The 24887-nt window shown below is 56.3% G+C and carries 20 protein-coding genes and 1 other RNA gene; 8 read left to right on the top strand and 13 right to left on the bottom strand.

Features of this window, described 5'->3' with window-relative positions:
* Nucleotides 1-4: 4 nt before the first annotated feature.
* Nucleotides 5-1909: an ATP-dependent zinc metalloprotease FtsH gene (ftsH, locus tag RYC18_RS01860; protein ID WP_004667397.1), complete on the bottom strand. Its 1905-nt coding sequence runs from the start codon at nucleotides 1907-1909 to the stop codon at nucleotides 5-7.
* A 193-nt stretch (nucleotides 1910-2102) separates the two neighbouring features.
* A complete protein-coding gene (gene rlmE, locus RYC18_RS01855; RefSeq protein ID WP_004666214.1) occupies nucleotides 2103-2753 on the bottom strand; it encodes a 23S rRNA (uridine(2552)-2'-O)-methyltransferase RlmE in 651 nt (216 codons plus the stop codon).
* A gap of 103 nt (nucleotides 2754-2856) precedes the next feature.
* On the opposite strand from rlmE, the gene RYC18_RS01850 reads away from it, so the two are divergent.
* Nucleotides 2857-3168: a YhbY family RNA-binding protein gene (locus RYC18_RS01850; protein WP_316882493.1), complete on the top strand. Its 312-nt coding sequence runs from the start codon at nucleotides 2857-2859 to the stop codon at nucleotides 3166-3168.
* A gap of 81 nt (nucleotides 3169-3249) precedes the next feature.
* Here the strand turns inward: RYC18_RS01850 and greA are convergent, their stop codons facing one another.
* From greA to grpE, 7 genes are all read right to left on the bottom strand, one after another.
* The gene (gene greA / locus RYC18_RS01845; protein ID WP_002555134.1) at nucleotides 3250-3726 is read right to left on the bottom strand and encodes a transcription elongation factor GreA; all 477 of its coding nucleotides are present in this window, start codon (nucleotides 3724-3726) and stop codon (nucleotides 3250-3252) included.
* Nucleotides 3723-6944, bottom strand: a complete 3222-nt coding sequence (gene carB / locus RYC18_RS01840; RefSeq protein ID WP_005733032.1) for a carbamoyl-phosphate synthase large subunit — start codon at nucleotides 6942-6944, stop codon at nucleotides 3723-3725. Before carB ends, greA begins: the two co-directional genes overlap by 4 nt.
* A gap of 136 nt (nucleotides 6945-7080) precedes the next feature.
* Nucleotides 7081-8217: a glutamine-hydrolyzing carbamoyl-phosphate synthase small subunit gene (gene carA, locus RYC18_RS01835; RefSeq protein WP_005733031.1), complete on the bottom strand. Its 1137-nt coding sequence runs from the start codon at nucleotides 8215-8217 to the stop codon at nucleotides 7081-7083.
* 216 nt (nucleotides 8218-8433) lie between these two features.
* A complete protein-coding gene (gene dapB / locus RYC18_RS01830) occupies nucleotides 8434-9237 on the bottom strand; it encodes a 4-hydroxy-tetrahydrodipicolinate reductase (RefSeq protein WP_004656680.1) in 804 nt (267 codons plus the stop codon).
* A gap of 22 nt (nucleotides 9238-9259) precedes the next feature.
* Complete coding sequence (gene dnaJ, locus RYC18_RS01825) at nucleotides 9260-10402, bottom strand: molecular chaperone DnaJ (protein ID WP_002555138.1); 1143 nt, start codon at nucleotides 10400-10402, stop codon at nucleotides 9260-9262.
* 326 nt (nucleotides 10403-10728) lie between these two features.
* Complete coding sequence (gene dnaK / locus RYC18_RS01820) at nucleotides 10729-12645, bottom strand: molecular chaperone DnaK (RefSeq protein WP_005733029.1); 1917 nt, start codon at nucleotides 12643-12645, stop codon at nucleotides 10729-10731.
* A 110-nt stretch (nucleotides 12646-12755) separates the two neighbouring features.
* Nucleotides 12756-13319, bottom strand: a complete 564-nt coding sequence (grpE, locus tag RYC18_RS01815; RefSeq protein ID WP_002555140.1) for a nucleotide exchange factor GrpE — start codon at nucleotides 13317-13319, stop codon at nucleotides 12756-12758.
* Between the two features lie 270 nt (nucleotides 13320-13589).
* On the opposite strand from grpE, the gene recN reads away from it, so the two are divergent.
* Nucleotides 13590-15263, top strand: coding sequence for a DNA repair protein RecN (gene recN, locus RYC18_RS01810; protein WP_316882478.1), 1674 nt, complete (start codon nucleotides 13590-13592; stop codon nucleotides 15261-15263).
* Between the two features lie 62 nt (nucleotides 15264-15325).
* Here recN and fur read toward each other — a convergent pair whose 3' ends face one another.
* Nucleotides 15326-15733 carry a ferric iron uptake transcriptional regulator gene (gene fur / locus RYC18_RS01805; protein ID WP_002555142.1) on the bottom strand — a complete coding sequence of 136 codons (408 nt, stop codon included), beginning with the start codon at nucleotides 15731-15733 and terminating at the stop codon, nucleotides 15326-15328.
* Between the two features lie 98 nt (nucleotides 15734-15831).
* Between fur and RYC18_RS01800 the strand changes: the two genes are divergently transcribed.
* Complete coding sequence (locus RYC18_RS01800; protein WP_002555143.1) at nucleotides 15832-16353, top strand: outer membrane protein assembly factor BamE; 522 nt, start codon at nucleotides 15832-15834, stop codon at nucleotides 16351-16353.
* A 64-nt stretch (nucleotides 16354-16417) separates the two neighbouring features.
* Here the strand turns inward: RYC18_RS01800 and RYC18_RS01795 are convergent, their stop codons facing one another.
* The 3 genes from RYC18_RS01795 to RYC18_RS01785 are packed head-to-tail and all read right to left on the bottom strand — an operon-like array spanning nucleotide 16418 to nucleotide 18570.
* Nucleotides 16418-16732, bottom strand: coding sequence for an RnfH family protein (locus RYC18_RS01795; RefSeq protein ID WP_002555144.1), 315 nt, complete (start codon nucleotides 16730-16732; stop codon nucleotides 16418-16420).
* Complete coding sequence (locus RYC18_RS01790; RefSeq protein WP_004656689.1) at nucleotides 16725-17159, bottom strand: type II toxin-antitoxin system RatA family toxin; 435 nt, start codon at nucleotides 17157-17159, stop codon at nucleotides 16725-16727. Before RYC18_RS01790 ends, RYC18_RS01795 begins: the two co-directional genes overlap by 8 nt.
* A gap of 7 nt (nucleotides 17160-17166) precedes the next feature.
* Complete coding sequence (locus RYC18_RS01785; protein ID WP_029240803.1) at nucleotides 17167-18570, bottom strand: sodium-dependent transporter; 1404 nt, start codon at nucleotides 18568-18570, stop codon at nucleotides 17167-17169.
* A 113-nt stretch (nucleotides 18571-18683) separates the two neighbouring features.
* On the opposite strand from RYC18_RS01785, the gene smpB reads away from it, so the two are divergent.
* The 5 genes from smpB (at nucleotide 18684) to RYC18_RS01760 (ending at nucleotide 24777) form a co-directional block, all read left to right on the top strand.
* Nucleotides 18684-19166, top strand: a complete 483-nt coding sequence (gene smpB / locus RYC18_RS01780) for an SsrA-binding protein SmpB (protein ID WP_002555146.1) — start codon at nucleotides 18684-18686, stop codon at nucleotides 19164-19166.
* 290 nt (nucleotides 19167-19456) lie between these two features.
* The gene (locus tag RYC18_RS01775; RefSeq protein WP_016980429.1) at nucleotides 19457-19741 is read left to right on the top strand and encodes a hypothetical protein; all 285 of its coding nucleotides are present in this window, start codon (nucleotides 19457-19459) and stop codon (nucleotides 19739-19741) included.
* A 110-nt stretch (nucleotides 19742-19851) separates the two neighbouring features.
* Nucleotides 19852-20239, top strand: a transfer-messenger RNA (tmRNA) gene (gene ssrA / locus RYC18_RS01770).
* Between the two features lie 183 nt (nucleotides 20240-20422).
* Nucleotides 20423-21658, top strand: coding sequence for an integrase domain-containing protein (locus RYC18_RS01765; RefSeq protein ID WP_316884143.1), 1236 nt, complete (start codon nucleotides 20423-20425; stop codon nucleotides 21656-21658).
* A 530-nt stretch (nucleotides 21659-22188) separates the two neighbouring features.
* Complete coding sequence (locus RYC18_RS01760) at nucleotides 22189-24777, top strand: DEAD/DEAH box helicase (RefSeq protein WP_316882452.1); 2589 nt, start codon at nucleotides 22189-22191, stop codon at nucleotides 24775-24777.
* Nucleotides 24778-24887: the final 110 nt, after the last annotated feature.

Raw genomic sequence — 24887 nt, 5'->3', positions numbered from 1 at the left:
GACCTTAGTGCTCGGCAGCAGGGCCGCCAATCGGAGTTTCCGGACGAGGGTCAGGTGTGATCGGAGTACCGTTGGTACCCGAACCACCGCCCCAGTCACGCGGTTCACGAGGCACGCGACCGGTCATGATGTCGTCGATCTGATCGGCATCAATGGTTTCATACTTCATCAGCGCATCGGCCATCGCTTCAAGCTTGTCACGATTGTCCGTGAGCAACTGCTTGGCAGTGCCGTAGCAGTGATCGATGATGCTGCGCACTTCGGAATCGATAAGCTTGGCAGTATCGCCGGAAACACTGGAGTTCTGGCTGCTGCCGCGACCCAGGTAACCTGCATCTTCGTCTTCCGAATACATCAGCGGGCCGAGCTTTTCAGACAAGCCCCATTTGGTGACCATGTTCCGGGCAATCTGACTGGCACGCATGATGTCATTGGATGCACCTGTCGTGACGCCATCGAAGCCAAGGGTCATTTCTTCAGCAATACGGCCACCGTAAAGCGAGCAGATCTGACTGATCAGCGCGCGCTTGGACAGGCTGTAACGGTCTTCTTCAGGAAGAAACATGGTTACACCCAGCGCGCGACCGCGAGGAATGATCGAGACCTTGTAGACCGGATCATGCTCAGGCACCAGACGCCCTACGATAGCGTGACCCGCTTCGTGGTAGGCCGTGTTGCGCTTTTCCTTTTCGGACATGACCATCGATTTGCGCTCGGCGCCCATCATGATCTTGTCCTTGGCCAGTTCGAACTCTTTCATCTCTACGACGCGCTTGCCGGAGCGAGCAGCGAACAGCGACGCTTCGTTGACCAGGTTAGCCAGATCGGCACCGGAGAAGCCCGGTGTACCGCGAGCGATAACGCCTGCATTGACGTCTTCGCCCATTGGAACCTTGCGCATGTGAACCTTGAGGATCTGCTCGCGGCCACGAATGTCCGGCAGACCTACAACCACCTGACGGTCGAAGCGGCCCGGACGCAGCAACGCCGGGTCGAGCACGTCAGGACGGTTGGTAGCGGCAATGACGATGATGCCGTCATTCATTTCAAAACCGTCCATCTCGACCAGCAACTGGTTGAGAGTCTGCTCACGCTCGTCGTGACCACCACCCATGCCAGCGCCACGATGGCGACCGACCGCATCGATTTCGTCGATGAAGATGATGCAAGGAGCATGTTTTTTGGCCTGCTCGAACATGTCACGGACACGGCTTGCACCGACGCCCACGAACATCTCGACGAAATCAGAACCGGAAATGGTGAAGAACGGCACTTTCGCCTCGCCGGCAATGGCCTTGGCGATCAGCGTCTTACCAGTACCCGGAGGACCGACCATCAGAACGCCACGCGGGATACGGCCGCCGAGACGCTGGAACTTGCCCGGATCACGGAGGAACTCGACAAGCTCGCCGACTTCTTCCTTGGCTTCGTCACAACCGGCAACATCGGCCAGGGTGGTCTTGACCTGATCTTCGGACAACAGACGCGCCTTGCTTTTGCCAAAGCTCATCGGGCCGCCCTTGCCGCCCGCCCCGCCCTGCATCTGGCGCATGAAGAACATGAACACCGCAATGATCACCAGGATAGGGAAGCTGGCCACCAGTAACTGAGTCCAGATACTCTGCTGCTCAGGCTGCTTGCCTTCGATCACGACGTTGTTGCTGACCAGATCACCGATCAGACCGTTGTCCGGTATGTTCGGGCGGATGGTCTTGAAGGTGTCGCCATCACTGCGCTTGCCCGTAATGACATAGCCGTCGACGGAAACCTTCTCGACCTTGCCATCCTTGACCTGCTGGATGAACTCGGAATAGTTGAGGTTCTGCGGCTCGTTAGGGCTGGAGAAGTTGTTCATCACCGTCACCAGGACAGCCGCGATGATCAACCACAGGATCAAATTCTTTGCCATATCGTTCAATTAGCTACCCTCTGAAGCAAGCTCCACGCAGCAAGCGTGCCTCGCATGATATTCACCGGCCTAACTTACTACAGAACCTACAGATACGGCAGACACCGTCTGTAACCCTTTGTGAAACTTTGACAACACAATGTTCAGTCATGCTGCATCGGTAACGCCATTTGAAAAAAGCTATCGTGCCCCTTCAAAAACGCTCGATGCTGGCTGCCCCGTCGATTCCACGAAAGCCGCGAGCCAGCAGGTATTGCTCGCGTGACCTGTCGCGGGATGACGAAGGCTTGCGCATCTGCACCTTGTCAAACAGCTTGCGAATATCCTTGTGGTAGACATCGAAGCCTTCACCCTGGAAGACCTTGATCAGAAAATCGCCACCGGGACGTAGTACCCGACCGGCCAGATCGAGCGCCAATTCACAGAGAAACATCGCACGCGGCATATCTACAGCGCTCAATCCACTCATATTGGGGGCCATATCGGAAATCACAAGGTCTACCTGCGTATTACCGACTGCCTCAAGGATCTGTTCGAGAATCTTGTCCTCGGTAAAATCCCCCTGAATGAAGGTCACATCAGGGATGCTGTCCATTTCAAGGATGTCGGAAGCAATCAGACGACCTTGACCGCCGATCAGACGACTGGTCACCTGCGACCAGCCTCCGGGCGCAGCACCGAGGTCGATAACGGTCATGCCCGGACGGATGAGTTTGTCCTTTTCCTGAATCTCGAGCAGCTTGTAGCTGGCACGCGAACGGTAGCCGTCCTTCTGCGCCATTTTGACGTACTTGTCGTCGAAGTGTTCTTTGAGCCAGTTATGGCTTGTCTTGGAACGGGCCACGGGGCACCTCAAAAATAAACGAGTCGTGATTAACTGGGCGGTCCCGGACTCGCTCGGGTAAACTGGCCGCCGCTTTTAAAAGATCAGACGCAGAGGTCAGATTATGCCGCTCACTCCAGAGCAGAAGAAACAATACAAATCCATTGGCCACCATCTGAAACCGGTGTTGATCGTGGCTGACAATGGTTTGACTGAAGGTGTACTTGCAGAGCTTGAACGCGCATTGAGCGATCACGAGCTGATCAAGATCAAGTTCAACATCCTTGATCGCGAGAGCCGCCTGGGCGCCGTTGCAGAACTGTGCAAGGCAGGTTCGGCGGATCTTGTACAGGTCATCGGCAAAATGGCGCTGATCTACCGCAAGAACCCAAAGGTAAACAAGCAGCTCTCCAACGTCCACCGCGCGCACGGATAAAAACAGAAGTCAGGGCCGCCAAAAGGCGTGCCCTGACTCTTTTTTGCTGCTGACTGCGCCCGCCAAAGCGGGCGACAGGCATCAGATGTGACGCACTTCGATGATTTCGTATTCGATAACGCCGCTAGGCGTTTTCACAACAACGACATCACCCTCTTCCTTGGCAATCAAGGCGCGAGCAATGGGCGAACCCACTGAAATCTTGCCCTTCTTGATATCCGCCTCGTCCTCACCAACGATCTGGTAGACAACGCTTTCGTCGGTTTCGACGTTGGCGATTTCGACTGTCGTGCCGAAAATCACCTTGCCAGTGTGCGGAATAGTCGTAACGTCGATCACCACAGCGTTCTGCATGCGGCCTTCAATATCACGAATACGCGCCTCGACCATACCCTGCTGCTCGCGGGCAGCGTGGTATTCAGCGTTTTCCTTGAGGTCGCCCAGTTCGCGCGCAGTACCGATGTCCTGGCTCAACTTGGGACGGATCACCTTGGTCAGGTGAGTCAGCTCTTCTTCCAGGGCGCGAGCGCCCTGAACAGTCATTGGGTATTTGATCATGCCTTCAATCCTGCATGGAGATCCTGCAAGCGACGTACGGTCTTCTCGGGACCGAATTTGAGCGCTTCACAGATCGCTTCGCCTGCTGCAATGGTAGTGGTGCAGTAGATCTTGTGCTGCAAGGCGTTGCGACGGATGGAGTAGGAATCTGCGATCGACTGACGACCTTCGGTGGTGTTGATGATCAGGGTGACTTCGTCATTCTTGATCATGTCGACCACGTGTGGGCGCCCTTCGGTCACCTTGTTCACGCGACGTACTTTCAGGCCTGCCGCTTCGATCAGCTTGGCAGTACCTGCGGTAGCAACGATTTCGAAACCCAGATTGATCAGGTCACGGGCGACGGCTTCAACCAGAGGCTTGTCATCGTCACGCACACTGATGAAAGCAGTACCGCCAGTTGGCAGCACTTCGCTCGCGCCCATCTGAGCCTTGGCGAACGCTTCACCGAAGGTATCGCCCACGCCCATCACTTCGCCGGTCGATTTCATTTCCGGGCCGAGGATCGGGTCAACGCCAGGGAATTTGGCAAACGGGAACACTGCCTCCTTCACGCTGTAGAAGTTCGGGATAATTTCCTTGGTGAAGTTCAGCTCTTTCAGGGTTTTACCTGCCATCACGCGAGCCGCGATCATGGCCAGAGAAACACCGATGCACTTGGAAACGAACGGCACGGTACGCGATGCACGCGGGTTGACTTCAATGACGTAGATATCTTCGCCCTGAAGTGCCAGCTGTACGTTCATCAGGCCGACAACGCCCAGCTCCAGAGCCATTTTCTTGACCTGTTCGCGCATCTCGTCCTGGATGTGTGCAGGCAGCGAGTACGGCGGCAGCGAGCATGCGGAGTCACCGGAGTGAACGCCCGCCTGCTCGATGTGCTGCATGATCGCGCCAATCACCACGTCAGTCCCGTCGCAGACCGCATCGACGTCCATCTCGATGGCACAGTTCAGGAAGTGGTCCAGCAGCACCGGGCTGTCGTTGGACACTTGAACCGCTTCACGCAGGTAACGCTTGAGCTCGTCTTCCTGATAAACGATTTCCATCGCGCGGCCGCCCAGCACATAGGACGGGCGCACCACCAGCGGATAACCGATCTTCGCCGCAGCACGAATGGCTTCGTCTTCGCTACGCACAGTGGCGTTTGGCGGCTGACGCAGGTTGAGGCGCTCGACCATTTGCTGGAAGCGCTCACGGTCTTCGGCACGGTCAATGGCGTCAGGGCTGGTGCCGATGATCGGCACACCGGCTGCTTCAAGGGCACGTGCCAGTTTCAGCGGCGTCTGGCCACCGTACTGGACGATCACACCTTTCGGCTTCTCGACCCGCACGATTTCCAGCACGTCTTCCAGGGTGACAGGCTCGAAGTACAGGCGGTCAGAGGTGTCGTAATCGGTGGAAACGGTTTCCGGGTTGCAGTTGACCATGATGGTCTCGTACCCGTCTTCACGCAGCGCCAAGGCCGCGTGTACACAGCAGTAGTCGAACTCGATACCCTGGCCGATACGGTTAGGGCCACCGCCGAGGATCATGATCTTGTCGCGCGTCGAAGGGTTGGCTTCGCACTCTTCTTCGTACGTCGAGTACAGGTACGCGGTGTCGGTTGCGAACTCGGCGGCGCAGGTGTCGACGCGCTTGTAGACCGGGAACACGTCCAGCTTGTGACGATGCGTACGCAGGTTCTTTTCGGTGACGCCGACCAGCTTGGCCAGACGCGCATCGGAGAAGCCCTTGCGCTTGAGGCGGAACATCAGGTCACGATCGATTGCCGACAGGCCCAGCGTCTTGACCTTCTCTTCGTCCTTTACCAGATCTTCGATCTGTACCAGGAACCAAGGGTCAATCATGTTCATGGCGAAGATTTCTTCAACCGTCATGCCTGCGCGGAAGGCGTCGGCGACGTACCAGATTCGCTCGGCACCCGGCACAGTCAGCTCGCGCTTGAGCGTGCTCATGCTTTCAGGGTGGCTCAGGTCCAGCTTCGGATCGAGGCCGCAAACGCCGACTTCCAGGCCGCGCAAGGCTTTCTGCAGGGACTCCTGGAAGGTGCGGCCGATAGCCATGACTTCACCGACCGACTTCATCTGAGTGGTCAGACGCGCATCCGCCTTGGCGAACTTCTCGAAGGCAAAGCGCGGCAGCTTGGTGACGACGTAGTCGATCGACGGTTCGAACGAAGCCGGGGTCTTGCCGCCGGTGATTTCGTTCGACAGCTCGTCAAGGGTGTAACCCACTGCCAGCTTGGCGGCAACGCGTGCAATCGGGAAGCCGGTCGCCTTGGAGGCCAGCGCCGAGGAACGCGATACGCGCGGGTTCATCTCGATCACGACCATACGGCCGGTGTCCGGGCAGATGCCGAACTGAACGTTGGAACCACCGGTCTCAACGCCGATCTCGCGCAGCACTGCCAGCGAGGCATTACGCAGGATCTGGTATTCCTTGTCGGTCAGGGTCTGTGCCGGAGCAACGGTGATGGAGTCGCCGGTGTGCACGCCCATCGGGTCGAAGTTTTCAATCGAGCAGACGATGATGCAGTTGTCCTTTTTGTCGCGGACAACTTCCATTTCGTACTCTTTCCAGCCGATCAGCGATTCGTCGATCAGCAGCTCTTTGGTCGGCGACAGGTCCAGACCGCGAGCGCAGATTTCTTCGAACTCTTCACGGTTGTACGCGATACCGCCGCCCGTGCCACCCATGGTGAACGATGGACGAATAATGCACGGGAAGCCGAGCTTTTCGAGAACCGCGTTGGCTTCTTCCATGCTGTGCGCGATACCGGAACGCGGGCACGCCAGGCCGATAGACTTCATGGCCTTATCGAAACGCGAGCGGTCTTCAGCCTTGTCGATGGTATCGGCGTTGGCACCGATCATCTCCACGCCGAACTTCTCCAGAACGCCTTCGCGCTCCAGATCCAGTGCGCAGTTCAGAGCGGTCTGGCCGCCCATGGTCGGCAGCAGTGCGTCAGGACGCTCTTTTTCGATGATCTTGGCAACGGTCTGCCACTTGATCGGCTCGATGTAGGTGGCGTCGGCCATGGCCGGGTCGGTCATGATGGTGGCCGGGTTGGAGTTCACCAGGATGACGCGGTAACCCTCTTCGCGCAGTGCCTTGCAGGCCTGGGCGCCGGAGTAGTCGAATTCACAGGCCTGGCCGATCACGATGGGGCCGGCGCCGAGAATCAGGATGCTTTTAATATCTGTACGTTTTGGCATGGGTTGTCACTCAAATCCGCAGGTCAGTCGGCAAGCCGTCTTGAACATTTCTTTGAGGTGGCCTGGGCGGCAGCAACCGGACATTGAGTCCGGGGCCGCCCAGGGCACCTGCGTATTACAGTCTCAAGGCAACCGGTCAGCGTCGCTTGGCCATGGCTTCGATAAAGCGATCAAACAGAGGCGCGACGTCATTCGGGCCCGGGCTCGCCTCAGGGTGACCCTGGAAGCTGAATGCGCTCTTGTCGGTCAGCTCGATACCCTGAAGGGTGCCGTCGAACAACGACTTGTGAATGGCGCGAACATTGCCCGGCAGCGTGGCCTCATCAACAGCAAAACCGTGGTTCTGGCTGGTGATCATGACCACACCGGTGTCCAGATCCTGAACAGGGTGGTTTGCACCGTGGTGGCCATGGCCCATTTTCACGGTCTTGGCACCGGCAGCCAAGGCCAGAAGCTGGTGACCCAGGCAGATACCGAATACCGGCACTTCGGTTTGCAGCACTTCCCTGATCGCCTTGATGGCGTAGTCGCACGGCTCGGGATCGCCAGGGCCGTTGGACAGGAAAACACCGTCGGGTTTGTAGGCAAGCACGTCGCTGGCAGGCGTTTGCGCAGGCACCACAGTCACCCGGCAACCGCGCTCGACCAGCATGCGCAGAATGTTGACCTTGACGCCGTAGTCGTAAGCGACCACATGATAGGGCAGCTCGGAAGCAGCGATTTCAGGGTGGCTGTCGGTTTTCAGGTTCCAGACGCTGGAACGCCACTCGTAGGTGTCCTTGGTACTGACTTCCTTTGCCAGGTCCATGCCCTTGAGGCCGGGGAACCCGCGAGCAGCAGCGATGGCTGCTTCTTCGGAAATGTTGTCGCCAGCCATGATGCAGCCGTTCTGGGCGCCTTTCTCACGCAGGATGCGGGTCAGGCGACGCGTATCGATGCCGGCGATGGCAACGACATTATTGGCTTTCAGGTAATCACCGAGGGACAGCTTGTTACGCCAGTTGCTGGCGACCAGCGGCAGGTCACGGATGACCAGGCCAGCGGACCAGACACGATCGGACTCTGCGTCTTCAGGCGTGGTACCGGTATTGCCGATGTGCGGGTAAGTCAGGGTAACGATTTGCTGGGCGTAGGAAGGATCGGTAAGAATTTCCTGATAGCCTGTCATTGCGGTGTTGAACACCACCTCACCAACGGTCTGACCGTCGGCTCCAATGGCTTCGCCGCGAAAAATGCTGCCATCAGCAAGGGCGAGTATGGCTGGCTTAGTCAAGAAGACCTCCCGTAAATAAAACCTGAAAGGGCGATCGCAGGCTGCAAAAAAGCGGAATGACGTAGTTACGTCACCCCGCTTTCTTATGGAATCATCTGCGCGCTTTTAGTGGACACACTAAAGCTGTAGCTTACAGAAAAGGCCCTTTTTGGTCTACCACCAATGAGCCTGAAATGCGGGAAAATGCGACAGGGCCACGAATGGCCCTGTATGAAATCAATGCAGACCCAGTACATCCTGCATGTCGTAAAGCCCTGGCGCCTTGCCGTCGAGCCACATTGCAGCCCGCACGGCACCCTTGGCAAAGGTCATGCGACTGGATGCCTTGTGGGTGATCTCGACCCGCTCGCCGTCTGCTGCGAACAGCACGGTATGGTCGCCGACAACGTCACCGGCACGAATGGTCGCAAACCCGATGGTCTGACGATCACGCGCGCCGGTCTGGCCTTCACGGCCGTAGACAGCGACTTTTTCCAGGTCGCGACCCAGCGCACTGGCAACCACTTCACCCATGCGCAAGGCGGTGCCGGACGGCGCATCGACCTTGTGCCGGTGGTGCGCCTCGGTGATTTCGATATCGACCTCATCACCCAGAACACGCGCGGCGGTGTCCAGCAACTTCAAGCAAAGGTTTACACCAATGCTGAAGTTGGCAGCGAAAACAATCGGGATGTCTTTACCCGCTTCGACCAGACGCTGCTTCTCTTCGGCACTGAAGCCAGTCGTGCCGATAATCATGGCCTTGCCGGCCTTACGGCAGAACGCCAGATTTTTCAGCGTTACCGAAGGGTGGGTGAAGTCGATCAACACGTCGAACTCATCCGCCACTTTTGCCAGGTCGCCCGACAACGGCACACCGATACGACCCAGCGCAGCCAGCTCGCCCGCATCCGCACCCACCAGCGTGCTGTCAGGACGATCGATAGCGGCGGTCAACCCGGCACCCGGTGCCTGCTGAACCGCCTCGATCAAAGTCTTGCCCATGCGCCCGGCGGCGCCCACTACAGCAATACGTCGCATGCCCTGCTCCCGTTGATAAGCCTTACAGATCGCCGAAGAAACGCTTCACACCCTCGAACCAGCCACTGGCCTTGGGAGAGTGGGACTCGTCGTTTTCAAGCGAAGTGCGGAACTCTTCAAGCAGCTCGCGCTGACGCTTGCTCAGGTTGACCGGGGTCTCGACTGCTACACGGCACATCAAGTCACCAGCACCGCCGCCACGTACCGGAGCGACACCCTTGCCACGCAAGCGGAACTGCTTGCCGGTCTGGGTACCTTCGGGGATTTTCAGTTTGACGCGACCATCAAGGGTCGGTACTTCAAGCTCGCCGCCCAGCGCGGCATCGGTAAAGCTGATCGGCACTTCGCAGAACAGGTGCTTGCCGTCACGCTGGAAGATCGCGTGTTCGCGCACATTGATCACGACATACAGGTCGCCGGTCGGCCCACCCTGAGTACCCGCTTCGCCTTCGCCAGACAGACGAATGCGGTCACCGGTATCGACACCTGGCGGCACCTTGACCGAAAGCGTCTTGGACTCTTCGACACGACCTTCACCGTGGCAAGAATCGCACGGGTCGGAAATAATCTTGCCGTGGCCATGGCAGCGTGGGCAGGTTTGCTGCACAGAGAAGAAACCCTGCTGCATGCGAACCTGACCGATACCACCGCAGGTAGGGCAGGTAACGGGCGACGAGCCTTTCTTGGCACCGCTGCCATCGCACGGCTTGCAGTTGACCAGTGTCGGAACGCGGATATTCACGTTAGTACCGCGAACCGCTTCTTCCAGATTCAGCTCCAGCGTATAGCGCAGATCGCTGCCGCGCTGGGCACCGCCACGACCACCGCCGCCACCGCCGCGGCCACCGCCAAAGAAATCACTGAACACATCACCGAAGATGTCGGAGAAATTGGCACCACCGGCACCACCACCAAAACCGCCGCCGCCACCCATGCTCGGGTCGACACCGGCATGGCCATACTGATCGTACGCAGCGCGCTTGCTGGCATCGGACAGCACTTCGTAGGCCTCGTTGGCCTCTTTGAACAGCTCTTCCGAGGCTTTGTCATCAGGGTTACGGTCGGGGTGATGCTTCATCGCCAGACGACGATAAGCCTTTTTCAGGTCCGCCTCGCTGGAGCCTCGCTCCACTCCCAACACTTCGTAATAATCACGCTTTGCCATAGTTCTTCCGCACTCTTGAGGACGTTCGGCAAGACCCTCCTGAACCCTGCCAAACTCGTTGAGCCCCATACAGGCCCTGGACCCAACTCACGTCAATTCAACGATCCTGGTCTTCGTTCAACAACCAGATAGGTCTGGCCGAGAAAGCGGCAGAATGATTCGCTACGCAGGAGCGTAGCGATCTTGCCACATGGCTTGCGGAGCAAATCCGCACGCCGAAATTTTGCTTGTTCCAGACACGCCAACGCGGGAGCAAGCTCCCGCGCGGCGACATCCTACCAGTCAGCGCTCGAAAGAGGTCAACCGGCGTTCAAGTGAGCCTGCGCTTACTTGTGGTCTTTCACTTCTTCGAACTCGGCATCGACAACGTCATCAGCCTTGGCATTTTCTTCAGCAGGCTTGGCCGCTGCTTCAGGGTTTTCGGCCTGCTCGGCGTACATCTTCTGAGCGATTGGCGCGGAAACCTTCGACAGCTCTTCAACCTTCGCTTCGATGGCAGCCTTGTCGTCGCCTTTGATAGCGGCTTCCAGAGCAACCAGTGCAGCTTCTACCGCAGTCTTCTCTTCAGCGGTGACCTTGTCGCCCGCGTCAGCGATCATCTTGCGAGTCGAGTGGACCAGCGCATCACCCTGATTACGGGCAGAGGCCAGCTCTTCGAACTTGCGATCTTCTTCGGAGTTGACCTCAGCATCACGGACCATTTGCTGAATTTCTTCCTCGGACAGACCGGAGTTGGCCTTGATCACGATGGACTGCTGCTTGCCGGTCGCCTTGTCTTTCGCGCCAACATGCAGAATGCCGTTTGCGTCGATGTCGAAGGTTACTTCGATCTGTGGCACGCCACGTGGAGCAGGTGGAATCTCGGCCAGGTCGAACTTGCCCAAGGACTTGTTCTGACCGGCTTGCTTGCGCTCACCCTGCAGTACGTGGATGGTTACCGCGTTCTGGTTGTCATCGGCAGTCGAGAACACCTGGGATTTCTTGGTAGGAATCGTGGTGTTTTTCTCGATCAGCGCAGTCATCACGCCGCCCATGGTTTCGATACCCAGAGTCAGCGGGCTGACGTCGAGCAGCAGAACGTCTTTGACATCACCGGCCAATACAGCGCCCTGGATGGCAGCACCCATTGCAACGGCTTCGTCAGGGTTGACGTCTTTACGTGCTTCTTTACCGAAGAACTCGGTTACCAGCTTCTGCACCAGCGGCATACGGGTCTGACCACCGACCAGAATCACGTCGTTGATCTTGCTTCTGTCGATGCCAGCATCTTTAAGCGCCATTTCGCAAGGAGCGATGGTGCGCTGAACCAGGTCTTCAACCAGCGATTCCAGCTTGGAGCGCGAAATTTTCACGACCAGGTGCTTTGGACCGGTTGCATCTGCAGTGATGTACGGCAGGTTGACTTCGGTCTGCGTGCTGGAAGAAAGCTCGATCTTGGCTTTCTCGGCAGCTTCTTTCAGACGCTGCATGGCCAGCGGGTCACCCTTGAGGTTCATGCCGCTTTCTTTCTTGAATTCGTCGACGAAGTAGTCGATCAGACGAATGTCAAAGTCTTCACCGCCCAGGAACGTGTCGCCGTTGGTGGCCAACACTTCGAACTGGTGCTCGCCATCAACTTCGGCAATCTCGATGACCGAGACGTCGAACGTACCGCCACCCAGGTCATAAACGATGACAGTGTGATCGCCCTTGGCCTTGTCCATACCGTAAGCCAGAGCGGCCGCGGTTGGTTCGTTGATGATGCGCTTGACGTCCAGACCGGCGATACGGCCAGCATCCTTGGTTGCCTGACGCTGACTGTCGTTGAAGTAGGCCGGAACGGTGATGACCGCTTCGGTAACCGCTTCACCGAGGTAGTCTTCGGCGGTCTTTTTCATTTTCTTCAGGATTTCAGCGGAAATCTGAGGAGGCGCCATTTTCTGGCCATTCACTTCAACCCAGGCATCACCGTTGTCAGCCTTGACGATCTTGTAAGGGACCATCTGGATGTCTTTCTGAACGACATCCTCTTCGAACTTACGACCAATCAGACGCTTTACCGCATACAGCGTGTTGTGCGGATTGGTAACGGCCTGACGCTTGGCGGACTGCCCCACCAGGATCTCACCGTCATTGGCATAAGCAATGATCGAAGGTGTAGTACGAGTACCTTCTGCGTTCTCGATAACCTTGACGTTACCGTTTTCCAGAATGGAGACGCAGGAGTTGGTAGTCCCCAGGTCGATACCGATAATTCTGCCCATCTTGACTCTCCCGAAACTTGCAAAACTTGGATTTGGTTGCCGCCAGTGCGTTTACACCGTGCGGTAGCTCTTAAACGCTTGACCTTTAAATGGGGGCCTTACAGCTGATTTCAAGCCTGCTCGTTGATTGACGGCGTTGCAGGCGACGGTGCCTTGCTGACCACGACCATGGCCGGGCGCAACAGGCGACCATTAAGCTGATAACCCTTCTGGAATACCTTGAGCACAGTATTAGGCTCGACGTCGGCACTTTCCTGCATGGCCATCGCCTGGTGCTGGTCGGCACTGAACGGTTGACCATGTGGATCAATGGCTTCCAACTGATAACGCTTGAGGGTGTCCTGAAACATCTTCAAGGTCAGCTCGATGCCTTCACGCATCGGGCGAATGCTTTCATCGTCCGGATTGGACAGATCAAGGCCTCGCTCCAGACTGTCGATGATCGGCAACAGATCACCGGCAAATTTTTCCAGCGCAAACTTGTGCGCCTTTTCAACATCCTGCTCAGCACGGCGGCGGACATTCTGCAGATCCGCAGCCACGCGAAGGGATTGGTCCTGCGCAGCAGCCAGTTGCTCTTCGAGCACCTGCACACGGGTTGTCAGTTCTTCACCCGCGCCCGCCTCGGCAGCCTGATCCTGAGCCTGCGCATCCAGATTCTGTTCGTCAGCCATACATGTTCTCCTCTAAAAACGTCCGCGATCCCGATTCGCGCTTCTGTCCACCTATATGGGATCGGAATTTCCGGCTTCAAGGGTTTCATGCAATCGAGATACGCATTCCCTGACAAATAATGCGGATTCCGGACGAGCGAAAAATTGCGGACCGAAACAAGAGCGACTAAAAACCACTGCAAACCGATCAAATCGAGCTAAGCGAAGGCATTGTCAGCAACAAATAAAACACTGTATAAATAACCAGACAAACAGCCCGGGAGCCGCTCAATGCTGGTGCACCTTTCCGTACACAACTACGCCATTGTCGAACACCTTGACCTCGAACTGGATCGAGGCATGAGCGTCATCACCGGCGAAACCGGCGCTGGCAAGTCGATCATGCTCGACGCCCTGGGCCTTACGCTGGGCGACCGTGCCGACAGCGGCGTGGTCCGGCCGGGTGCCGACAAGGCCGATATCCTGGCCACATTCGACCTGGGCGACATTCCCGAGGCACAGACCTGGCTCAAAGAGCGCGACCTGGACAACGACGGCCCCTGCATCCTGCGCCGGGTCATTACCGCCGAAGGTCGGTCACGCTCCTACATCAATGGCTCGCCCTGCCCTCAGGGAGATTTGAAGGCACTGGGTGAACTGCTCATTGATATCCACAGCCAGCATGAGCACCAGTCGCTGCTCAAGACCGATACCCACCGACGCCTGCTGGACGAATACGCTGGCGCTACCGACCTGGCCCGTCAGGTCCATCTCGCTGCGCAACGCTGGCGGCAGACGCGACAAGAGCTGGAGCGCCTTTCCAATTCAGGAGACGAGCAGCGCGCACGCCATCAACTGCTCAGCTATCAACTCGAAGAGCTGGAAAGCCTGAGCCTGGGCGAAAACGAGCTTGAGCAGCTGGAGCAGGAACACAAAGACCTGACCAACGCCGAAAGCCTGCTGAGCATTTGCCGACAAGTGGTCGAGCAGTGCAGCGAAAGCGATTCCGGCAACGTGCTCAACGCCCTGACCGCCAGCCTGCATCGGCTCGGCAGCATCGACCATTCGCCGTCCGCCCTGAGCGAGGCCACCGGCTTGCTGTCCAGCGCGCAGATACAGGTAGAAGAAGCGGTAGGCGAACTGAACCGTTTTCTGGATCACTTCGACGCCGACCCGGCCAGACTGCAACAGCTTGAAGAGCGTCTTGATGCCATCTATACACTGGCGCGCAAGCACCGCATCCAGCCAGGTGAAGTGGCCACGCTGCAACAAAAGCTGCTGGATGAAATAGAAACACTGAATGCCAACGACGAATCCATCGAACGCCTGGAGCACGAAGTACAGGCATTTGCCCGGCATTACCAAGAGAAGGCCCGCGAACTGAGCGACCTGCGCCGCAATTCGGCAACGACACTGGCCAGCGCTGTAGAGCAGGAAATTCATCGACTGGGCATGCCCGGCGGTCGTTTCCAGATCGACCTTAAAGCCAATGCCAGCGTAGAACCGTCGCCTCACGGTCTTGAGCAGGTAGAGCTACTGGTCAGCGCCAACCCCGGCCAACCGCTGAAAGCGCTGGCGAAAGTAGCGTCGGGTGGCGAGCTGTCGCGCATCAGCCTTGCGATTCAGGTCATTACTGCACAAACCTCGCGGGTGCCGACGCTGGTATTCGACGAAGTCGATGTGGGCATTGGCGGGCCGACCGCCGAGATCGTGGGGCAATTGCTGCGTCGCCTGGGCGAGCGCGGGCAAGTCATGACCGTCACCCACCTGCCGCAGGTTGCCGCGCAGGGCCATCAGCATCTGTTTGTGCACAAGGTCCGCGACAACGACGCCACGCGTACGGCGGTTTCCAAACTCAGCAAGACCGAGCGCATAGAAGAAGTGGCCCGAATGCTGGGGGGCATCGACCTGACCAAGGAATCTCTGGCGCACGCTAAAAAGATGGTCGTTACCGCTAAAAGCTGAACCGCAGAAAGCACAAAGGCGACCCAGGGTCGCCTTTGGTGCTGGTTTTTACGCCGTCTGGCTTACGCCTTCTTGTTGCGGACGTAGAGCACCAGATTGTGGTCCACCAGGTCGAAGCCGTGTCTTTCGACAATAGCCTTTTGAAGCTTCTCGATTTCTTCGTCGAAGAACTCGATTACCTCACCTGACTCCACGTTGACCATGTGGTCGTGATGGCCGCCATCAGCCAGCTCAAACACAGCATGACCGCCGTCGAAATTGTGGCGCACCACTAATCCAGCGGCTTCAAACTGGGTCAGAACACGGTAAACCGTGGCCAGGCCGACGTCCTCGCTTGCCTCCATAAGCGCCTTGTAGACATCCTCGGCACTCATGTGGCGCTGCTCGGCAGAATCGAGCATTTGGAGTATTTTAACCCTTGGTAGGGTTACCTTTAGTCCTGCTTTACGTAGTTCGCTATTTTCAACCATGGTCAGCTTTCTCGCAGACGCTGCTTCGCAGCTTCTCTTAATGCAGGTATGATCGGGGTTTACGTTGTCCCAGCCAAGATAGTGGAAGTCGCCCACCGATGCAAAACACCAAGCTCTTGCTAACCAGTTTCACCTTCGTGGGACTGCTCGCACTCGCCGGTTGTTCATTCCCCGGGGTTTACAAAATCGACATCCAGCAGGGTAATGTCGTCACGCAGGACATGATAGACCAGTTACGCCCCGGAATGACCCGACGGCAAGTACGGTTTATCATGGGCAACCCCCTGTTGACCGACACTTTCCACTCCGATCGGTGGGATTACCTGTACAGCCTGCAGCCAGGTGGCGGTGAACGCCAGCAGGAGCGTGTCAGCCTTATATTCAACGGCAATGACCAGCTTGTAAGCCTGTCTGGCGACTTCATGCCCGGTGTCAGCCGCGATGAAGCCATTCTCGGCAAAGGCAGCGATACCACTGTCCCGGCAGAGAATCAGCCGGTGCAGAAGCCTGAAGAGCCGGCCAAGCCAGGTTCGTTGTTGGACAAGATCCAGAAAGACGTGGACAGCGTCGAGACCGTACCTGTCCCGACCCAAGAGCCTCTGGACACCAACTCTCGTTAGTCCGCAGCTCTCAACAAAAAGCCCGGCATGCCGGGCTTTTTTGTGCCTTTCGTTCAGTCAGCGTTCAGCCGGGAAGCGTCCGTTTCTCCCTTGCCCTGGCGGCACGCAGACGCCTGATCTCCATGGGATCGGCCAATAGCGGACGATAGATCTCTATTCGCTCACCCGCCTCCAGCACCCGCGTGGAAGGATCAGCCACCACCTTGCCGAAGATACCTACGGCACACTGCGCCAGATCCAGCTCGGGAAACTCCCTGTCCATGCCACTGAGAGCCAGTGCCTGACGCACCGAAGAGCCTGCCGGAACATCCAGCGTCATTAACACCTGACGCTGCACAGAGGCGTACACCACCTCAATCTGAATCACTGCCTCAGCCATGCAGCTCTTTCGCTCGCTGACAGAACGCATCCACCAGCGTATTGGCCGCCTGATTGAACAGTGGCCCGAGGGTGGCGCGAACGATAGAGCCGGCATAATCGAAGGACAGATCCAGGCTGATCTTGCAGGCCTTCTCGCCCAGCGGCTTGAATGTCCAGACGCCATGAAACTGCTCGAATGGCCCCTCAACCAGGTCCATCACGATCGATTCGCCTGGGGTAAGCGTGTTGCGCGTCATGAACTTCTGGCTCAGACCGCCCTTGGCAATTTCCAGGCTGGCGCGCATCTGCGCTTCGCTGGACTCCAGCACGGTAGCGGAAGAGCACCACGGCAGAAACTCGGGATAACGAGCCACATCATTGACCAGGTCATAAAGGAACCCGGCCGGGTACGGCAGTAAAGCAGAGCGTTGTATATGCGTAGTCATGTGAGCGTCATTTCCAGAGCTGAGCGGCAAACACCACAAGAATGCCGAGCGGCGCCACGTAGCGCATCAAAAAGAACGTCAGGTTGAAGAGCAATGGACTGCGAATCGACAACTCGTCACGCACCGTCTCACGGCTCATCACCCAACCAGCGAATACCACAAAACACAACCCACCCAGCGGCAACATGATCCGCGAAGTGAAGAAATCAATGACTCCAAAGAAGTCCAGGCCAGTCGATGCGCCCCACTGGTAGAGGTGGAATACACCTCCATCGTTCACGAAAAACTTGGCTTTTTGCCAGATATTGAACGAGAACACCGTTCCCAGCCCCACAAACCAGCAGGTAAATGCCAGCCAGAACGTCACCCAGGCGCGGCGAATACGGGTGCGCTCAACCAGATAGGCAACCATGGGTTCAAGCAGCGAAATCGCCGAGCTCCAGGCCGCTACAGCCACCAGCACGAAGAACACAACACCCATCAACTGCCCGAATGCCACGTTGCCGAACGCGTATGGCAACGTTACAAACATCAGGCCCGGCCCCTCGCTCGGGTTCAGGCCTGCAGCAAAAACGATAGGGAACAGCGCAAGGCCCGCCAGCAGCGAAACAAAGGTGTCGAGCAACGCGATGCCGACGACCGTGGTGCTGATAGACGCGCCCTTGGTCATGTAAGCGCCGTAGACCATGATCGAGCCGACACCGACGCTCAGGGAAAAGAACGCATGCCCCATCGCGGGCAGCAAGCCGTCCAAGACCTTGTCGGGATTGAAGTCGAACATGAAATGCACGCCTTCCATGAAATGCCCGGTGGTCAGGCTATAGCCCAAAAGTGCCAGCATCAGCAGGAACAGCATAGGCATCATGATCCGCAGGCTCTTCTCCAGACCGGCCTCGACACCCTTGCCGATCACCACCGCCGACAGCAGCATGAAAATGGTGTGCCACAAAATCAGACGCCAAGGGTCTGCAATCACCGCGCCGAAATAGGCACCGACCTGATCCGGCGAAACACCCTGAAAATCGCCGCGCCCCATGTCGATGATGTAATCCAGCGACCAGCCGCCCACCACACTATAAAAGGAGAGAATCAGCAAAGCCGTGATCATTCCGGCAAAAGCGCCCCATGACCATCGCGCCGAATGCCCCGCCTCCAGCGCCAGCGTCTTGAGCGCATTCGCCGGACTGAGTCGGGAACGACGGCCAATCAGCGTCTCGGCGATCATCACCGGAATGCCGATCAGCGCGATGCACGCCAGAAACACCAGTACAAATGCACCGCCGCCATAGGCACCGACCATGTACGGAAATTTCCATATGCTGCCCAGCCCCACGGCAGAACCTGTGGCAGCCAGGATGAACACCCAGCGGCTTGCCCAGCTACCGTGGACTGAAACCTTGTCCGTCGACATTATCGAAACGCCCAGCCAAAAAAGATCGCGCATTGTCCGGGATTCAACCTTTGTGCTCAAGCACGCGCTTTCCCATAGCCGACATTGATGCAACTCCCTATAATGCGCCCCCTATGGCTAAGCTCAAGAAAAACCCTACAGGGACCATCGCGCAAAATAAAAAGGCGCGTCACGATTACTTCATCGAACACAAGTTCGAGGCCGGTCTGGTCCTGGCTGGCTGGGAAGTAAAAAGCCTGCGTGCCACCAAGGTACAGCTGGTCGACAGTTACGTGCTGCTCAAGGATGGCGAGGCCTGGCTGATGGGTTGCCACATCACGCCTCTCAAGACTGCCAGCACGCACGTCATCGCTGACCCGACACGCACCCGAAAACTGCTGCTGAACAAGCGCGAGCTCGAAAAGCTCACCAGCTCGGTTCAACAGAAAGGCTATGCCTGCGTGGCCCTTTCCGTTTACTGGAAGGAGCACTTGATCAAGTGCGAAATCGCGCTGGGTAAAGGCAAGAAGGAATACGACAAGCGCCACACCGAGCGTGAACGCGACTCGGACCGTGAGCTACAGCGTGCCGTGCGCTCCAAGGGCAAGGACGACTAACTCCTTGCCGGTGCCGAATGCCTGTAACGGGCATTTGGCGCCGCGCACTTTCAATCCATCTGCCCCTTATTCCACCCCGCACAATCACAACCTCAACGCGAAGATCGCCCCACTTTGGTGCCTTAACCGCCCAATGTGGCTTTTTCGCATCTGTCTGAAAATAAAATAGAACGCCTGCGTTACAGCACAGTCAATCCTTTAAGCCCAACTGTTAAACGGGCTTTTCAAACCCTCGGGCGACGGCCTCAATGACCGGCCATACCGAGTCCACAGGTTATAAGGAGAGACACATGATGCGTACCGCCCTCACTGGATTGTTCCTCAGCGCCGCCCTGTTGGCTTCGCCGGTTTTTGCCGCCGATGATTTGTGCGCTGCAAACATCAAAACGATCGAAAATGCTCAGGTTTCTTCCGGCACCAACCTGAGCCCGGAAACCAAGACAATGCTAGAAACCACTGAGAAAAACGCCAAAGCGGCTCAAGCTCAGAACGACGAGAAAAAATGCGTCGAAATCACCACCAAGGTGATCACCTCGCTGAAAAACACCGGCTCAGGCAGCGAAGGCACCAAGTAACCCCTTCGATCAGGCCCGCCACCCGGTTAGCCTGATCGATTGCAGCAAACGGGTCGACGTGACACGCCAATCGGCGTACACTGCGCCCCAGCGACTGCGAAAGCAGTCTCGGGGCCGATTTGGATTCGACGCCGGTGATGAAACTTTAGGTGCATGCCGAGTTGGTAACAGAACTCGTAAATCCACTGTTGCAACTTTCTATAGTTGCCAATGACGAAAACTACGGTGCTCAACTAGCTGCGTAAGCAGCCTAGCCGCACTTCTGGTAGCTTCGGCTCCAGCAATCATCAGGGGATGTCTGTAAACCCAAAATGATTGTCATATAGAACAGAATCGCCGTGCAGTACGCTGTGGACGAATCGGCTAAAACTTACACAGCTCGCCCAAAGCACCCTGCCCGTCGGGTCGCTGAGGGTTAACTTAATAGACACGGCTACGCATGTAGTACCGACAGCGGAGTACTGGCGGACGGGGGTTCAAATCCCCCCGGCTCCACCACCTCAACATCTAAAGACGTCCACGGACGTCTTTTTTTGTGCCTAAAATCCAGTAAATACAGAGGGTTAAGCTCCACAGCCGTCTTTTTGCGTCTGTGGACATCTGGTAGCTCGTGTATTCCAAGTGGTATTCCAAGCCTTCACCTGTTAGATTTTGGAATACATAAACAGCTTGGAATACATCATGGGAGCTCGAGCGGCGCGTCTTTCAGACATCAAAGTCAGGGCCGCCAAGCCAAAGGAGAAGGACTACATCCTCACCGATGGTGACGGCCTTCAGATGAGAGTTAGAGCCAACGGCTCGAAGCTTTGGAACTTCAATTACATCCATCCGGCGACCAAGAAACGGATCAACATGGGCTTGGGTACCTTTCCAGAGGTAAGCCTGGCTCAAGCACGGACACGGACCGTCGGTGCCAGAGAGTTAGTTGCCCAGGGCCTCGATCCTAAGGAAAAGCGTGACGCAGATCGGCAGACGTTGAAGGCGACCACGGAACACACATTTAGGAACGTAGCCACTGCGTGGTTTGATCTCAAGAAAGACTCAGTGACTACTGCTTATGCTGAAGACATCTGGCGCTCTTTAACGCTCCACGTCTTTCCCGATCTGGCGCTGACGCCGATTTCAGCAGTCACCGCGCCAGCGGTTATCAAATTGCTGAGACCTCTAGAGACAAAGGGCAGTTTGGAGACTGTTAAGCGGCTTAGCCAACGTCTCAACGAGATCATGACTTATGGGGTGAATGCGGGGCTCATTTTCTCGAATCCGCTCAGTGGCATCCGCTCCGTCTTCAAGAAGCCGAAGAAACAAAACATGCTAGCGCTCGCGCCCGATGAGCTTAAAGAACTGATGCTAGCTATCGCCAATGCCAGCATAAAGAGAACAACACGCTGCTTGATTGAGTGGCAACTCCATACCATGACTCGTCCAGCGGAAGCGGCTACGACCCGCTGGGCAGACTTGGACCTTGAGAGAAAGGTATGGACAATCCCTCCGGAACGGATGAAAAAACGTCGCACGCATGTTATTCCGCTCACCCAACAAGCTATTGAACTTTTGGAGGCTATAAAGCCTCTCAGCGGGCACCGTGAGTATGTGTTTCCAGCAGATCGAAATCCGCGTACCCATTGCAATAGCCAGACTGCGAATATGGCGCTCAAACGGATGGGGTTCGAGGGGCGTTTAGTGAGCCACGGCATGCGCTCAATGGCGAGCACCATACTGAACGAACATGGATGGGATCCGGAGTTGATTGAGGTCGCACTCGCGCACGTCGACAAGGACGAGGTACGGAGCGCCTATAACCGGGCTGACTACATCGAGCGTAGGCGTCCAATGATGAAATGGTGGAGCGAGCACATCCAGACAGCAGCTACCGGAAGTCTCTCTATGTCGGCAATCATTGGCGCGGGGAAGTGAGCACTCACTCTTTACCGTGACGCGAGTGATCCTTAATAGCTTGCCGTATAGGCGAGTGCCTAGCGCGCGTACAAAGCGGATGCCTTCGCAGCCCGACTGCCTTGCGTGCTGACCCGATAAAAACCGGCCACAAGCCGGCTTTTTAATGCCTTATGACCCTACAAATAAAGGCCATACGGCTGAATTCTTTAGCTTAGCCCATACTTCAGCCCATACCCATCGAACCGTTTGAGCCTACCCAGAAAAGAAGATACAAACTGCGTTGAGTAGCCCAGCTCTGCTGATTAAATTGCGCCTTATAAGTGACAGACCACCGGCTATTTGGTAGCGTCGAGCCATTACTAACGGCAATGGTACCCGGACGCTGGCGCTAAGCAGGACAGCGCAGGCCGAAGGACCAGCTGTTTGCGCCCGGATGCGCTCCATCAGTACTGCGATCCAAGTACTTTGCCCATAAGCACGAGCCCTTTCTGGTGTATTCAGCGCTGTTCTCATAGGCGACGCTCACAGCTGCATTAGGGCCGAATATCATGGCGTTCAAAAAACCCCCAACTCAAACACCTGTTCCTGAGAGCCCGGACCGACTGTTTCGTGATCTGCCTCGTCGCAAACATCCAAGCTTATACGACCATCAAGGCCAGATACTTAGAACATACGTTTCGGACGCACTCAATGTTAGCGACGTTGCACTGCAACTACCGACCGGCAGCGGGAAAACGCTTGTCGGGCTCCTGCTTGCTGAATGGCGGCGTCGCAAGTTCAAGGAACGGGTCGTCTACCTGTGCCCCACTCGACAACTGGTAAATCAGGTTGTCGAGGAGGCGTCAACGAAGTACGGCCTATCTGTTGAGGCTTTCACTGGGAAGGTCAAACGTTACACCCCAGATGCGAAAGCTGCCTATCTCAGCGGCCAGCGCATAGCGGTAACTACATACAACAGCCTCTTCAATGTGAATCCATTTTTTGAAGCGCCAGACATCATCATCATTGATGATGCGCACGCAGCGGAGAACTACATTGCTAGCCAGTGGACGATGCGCATTCAACGCTCTGAAGATGCGACGCTATTCCAGGCAGTGGTTAGCGTTCTGAGGTGCGTGATTTCTGATCAAAGCTATGCGCGCCTTAGCGGCAACTGGAGCAGCGTTGATGACCTCACTTGGGTCGATAAAATCCCCACTCATCAAATAGATGAAATCGCTAACGAGCTGCGCGCTGCGATCTCTGAAAATGTTGGTGATGGCGATCAAAAATACGTGTGGCGAATGCTTGGGGGCCGCCTGTCAGGATGCCAATTGTACCTGTCCGCCACAGAGATGTTGCTCCGCCCATTGATACCTCCTACTTGGGCGCATAAGCCATTTTCAGACGCAACACAGCGTATATTCATGTCCGCTACATTAGGGGCGGGAGGAGATCTAGAGCGGTTAACAGGACGCAGTAAGATCAAGCGTCTGCAGATTCCGGACGGCTGGGATCGGCAAGGTATCGGGCGTCGGTTCTTCGTCTTTCCGGAAATGTCACTGGATGAGAGTGCCAGCATAAATCTCCGACATAAGCTGATGAAGCAGGCTGGCCGCAGCCTAGTGCTGACTCCCAGTGGTGCTACTGCAGATGATATTGCTGAAGACGTGAAATCATCTCTTCGCTTCAAGGTGTTTCGTGCCAATGATTTGGAAGATAGTAAGACGGCGTTTACCAACAGTAGCCCAGCCGTTGCGGTAGTAGCTAATAGATTTGATGGAATTGACTTTCCAGATGAAGACTGTCGGCTTCTTTTTGTGGAAGGCCTTCCACGCGCTACGAATCTACAAGAACGCTTCCTTATGAATCGAATGGGGGCAAACCTTCTTTTTAACGAGCGCATTCAAACTAGAGTGCTCCAGGCAATCGGACGCTGCACTAGAGGGCTTAACGACTATTCGGCCGTCGTTGTGACCGGAGAGGATCTTCCTGCCTATCTAACGGACCGCAAACGCCGTAGCTATCTGCATCCAGAGCTACAGGCAGAGCTTGAGTTTGGGATAGATCAGTCTTCTAGCGTCACGGCAGACGAAATCCTAGAAAACTTCTCCATTTTTCTCGAACATGAGGAAGAGTGGGAGGATGCTAACGAAGGCATACTTGAAACGCGCGAGAACGTTTCCCAGTTGGCATTTCCAGCTATGGACCAACTTGCGGACGCGGTTCCAAACGAGATCGCATGGCAAGCAGCTATGTGGAACGAAGATTATGTAATTGCATACGAAGCTGCACGAGAGGTTCTCGGTGGCTTAAGTGACACGGGCCTTCGAGGATACCGTGCTCTGTGGCATTATTTGGCTGGCAGCGCTGCAGAGCGCGCCTTCTCGGAAGGTGAGCGCGGCTTCGATGTTAATGCGAAACAGCAGTTCAAAAAAGCCAAAGAGTCCGCAGCAGGCATTCCGTGGCTCATTTCACTAGCGCGCGGAGTTAAAACAGAGCTCTCCGTTGCGGATGCAAACCACGCGGTAGTACAGGCACAAGTCGAGCAATTAGAAGCACACCTTGCAAAGCTTGGAACTCTTCACAATAGAACATTCACTGCCTTTGAGAAGCGAATAAGAGAGGGTCTGCAAGCAGCAGGAACTTTTGAGCAAGCTCAGGTACTCCTCGGACAACACTTAGGGTTCATCGCGGGTAAGAAAGAGTTGGATGCCTCACCTGATCCATGGTGGATGATAGGCAACATCGCTATCGTTTTTGAAGATCATGCTAATGCAAAAGGCGAAGACAGCACAATTGATGCAACTAAGGCTAGGCAGGCAGCCTCGCATCCCGACTGGCTGCGAGAGCATGTGCCGGGCGCATCCACAGCATCAGTGTGCGCGGTATTACTGACGCCAGCCACAAAGGCTAAGAAAGGTGCTATCCCGCATCTTAGCCGCGTAGCTCATTGGGGGCTTCGAGATTTTTTGACCTGGTCTGAAATAGCCATAAGCGGTATACGCAAGCTGCGCCGAACTTTCACTGAGCCAGGCGACTTGGTGTGGCGAGCGCAAGCCGCAGAAGCTCTCATTGAGATGCGAGCTGACGCCCCAGGGCTAACAGAATGGCTCTCAACCCGACCTGCAAGGGATTATCTGACACCCGTGACTTAATAAAATCGCGGCATTTTTTTAATCCATTTAGGACATCGGAAACTAAGCTTCGTTAAAAGTACACTTGCTTGACACCATCACGCAGGCGATGGTGTCAGGCACTCACAAGC

It is taken from the genome of Pseudomonas syringae group sp. 247E2 (genome assembly GCF_032587795.1).
Classification (GTDB): Bacteria; Pseudomonadota; Gammaproteobacteria; order Pseudomonadales; family Pseudomonadaceae; genus Aquipseudomonas; species Aquipseudomonas amygdali.
The sequence above is the reverse complement of the archived record's forward strand: the minus strand, read 5'-3'. Positions and strand labels throughout refer to the sequence as shown.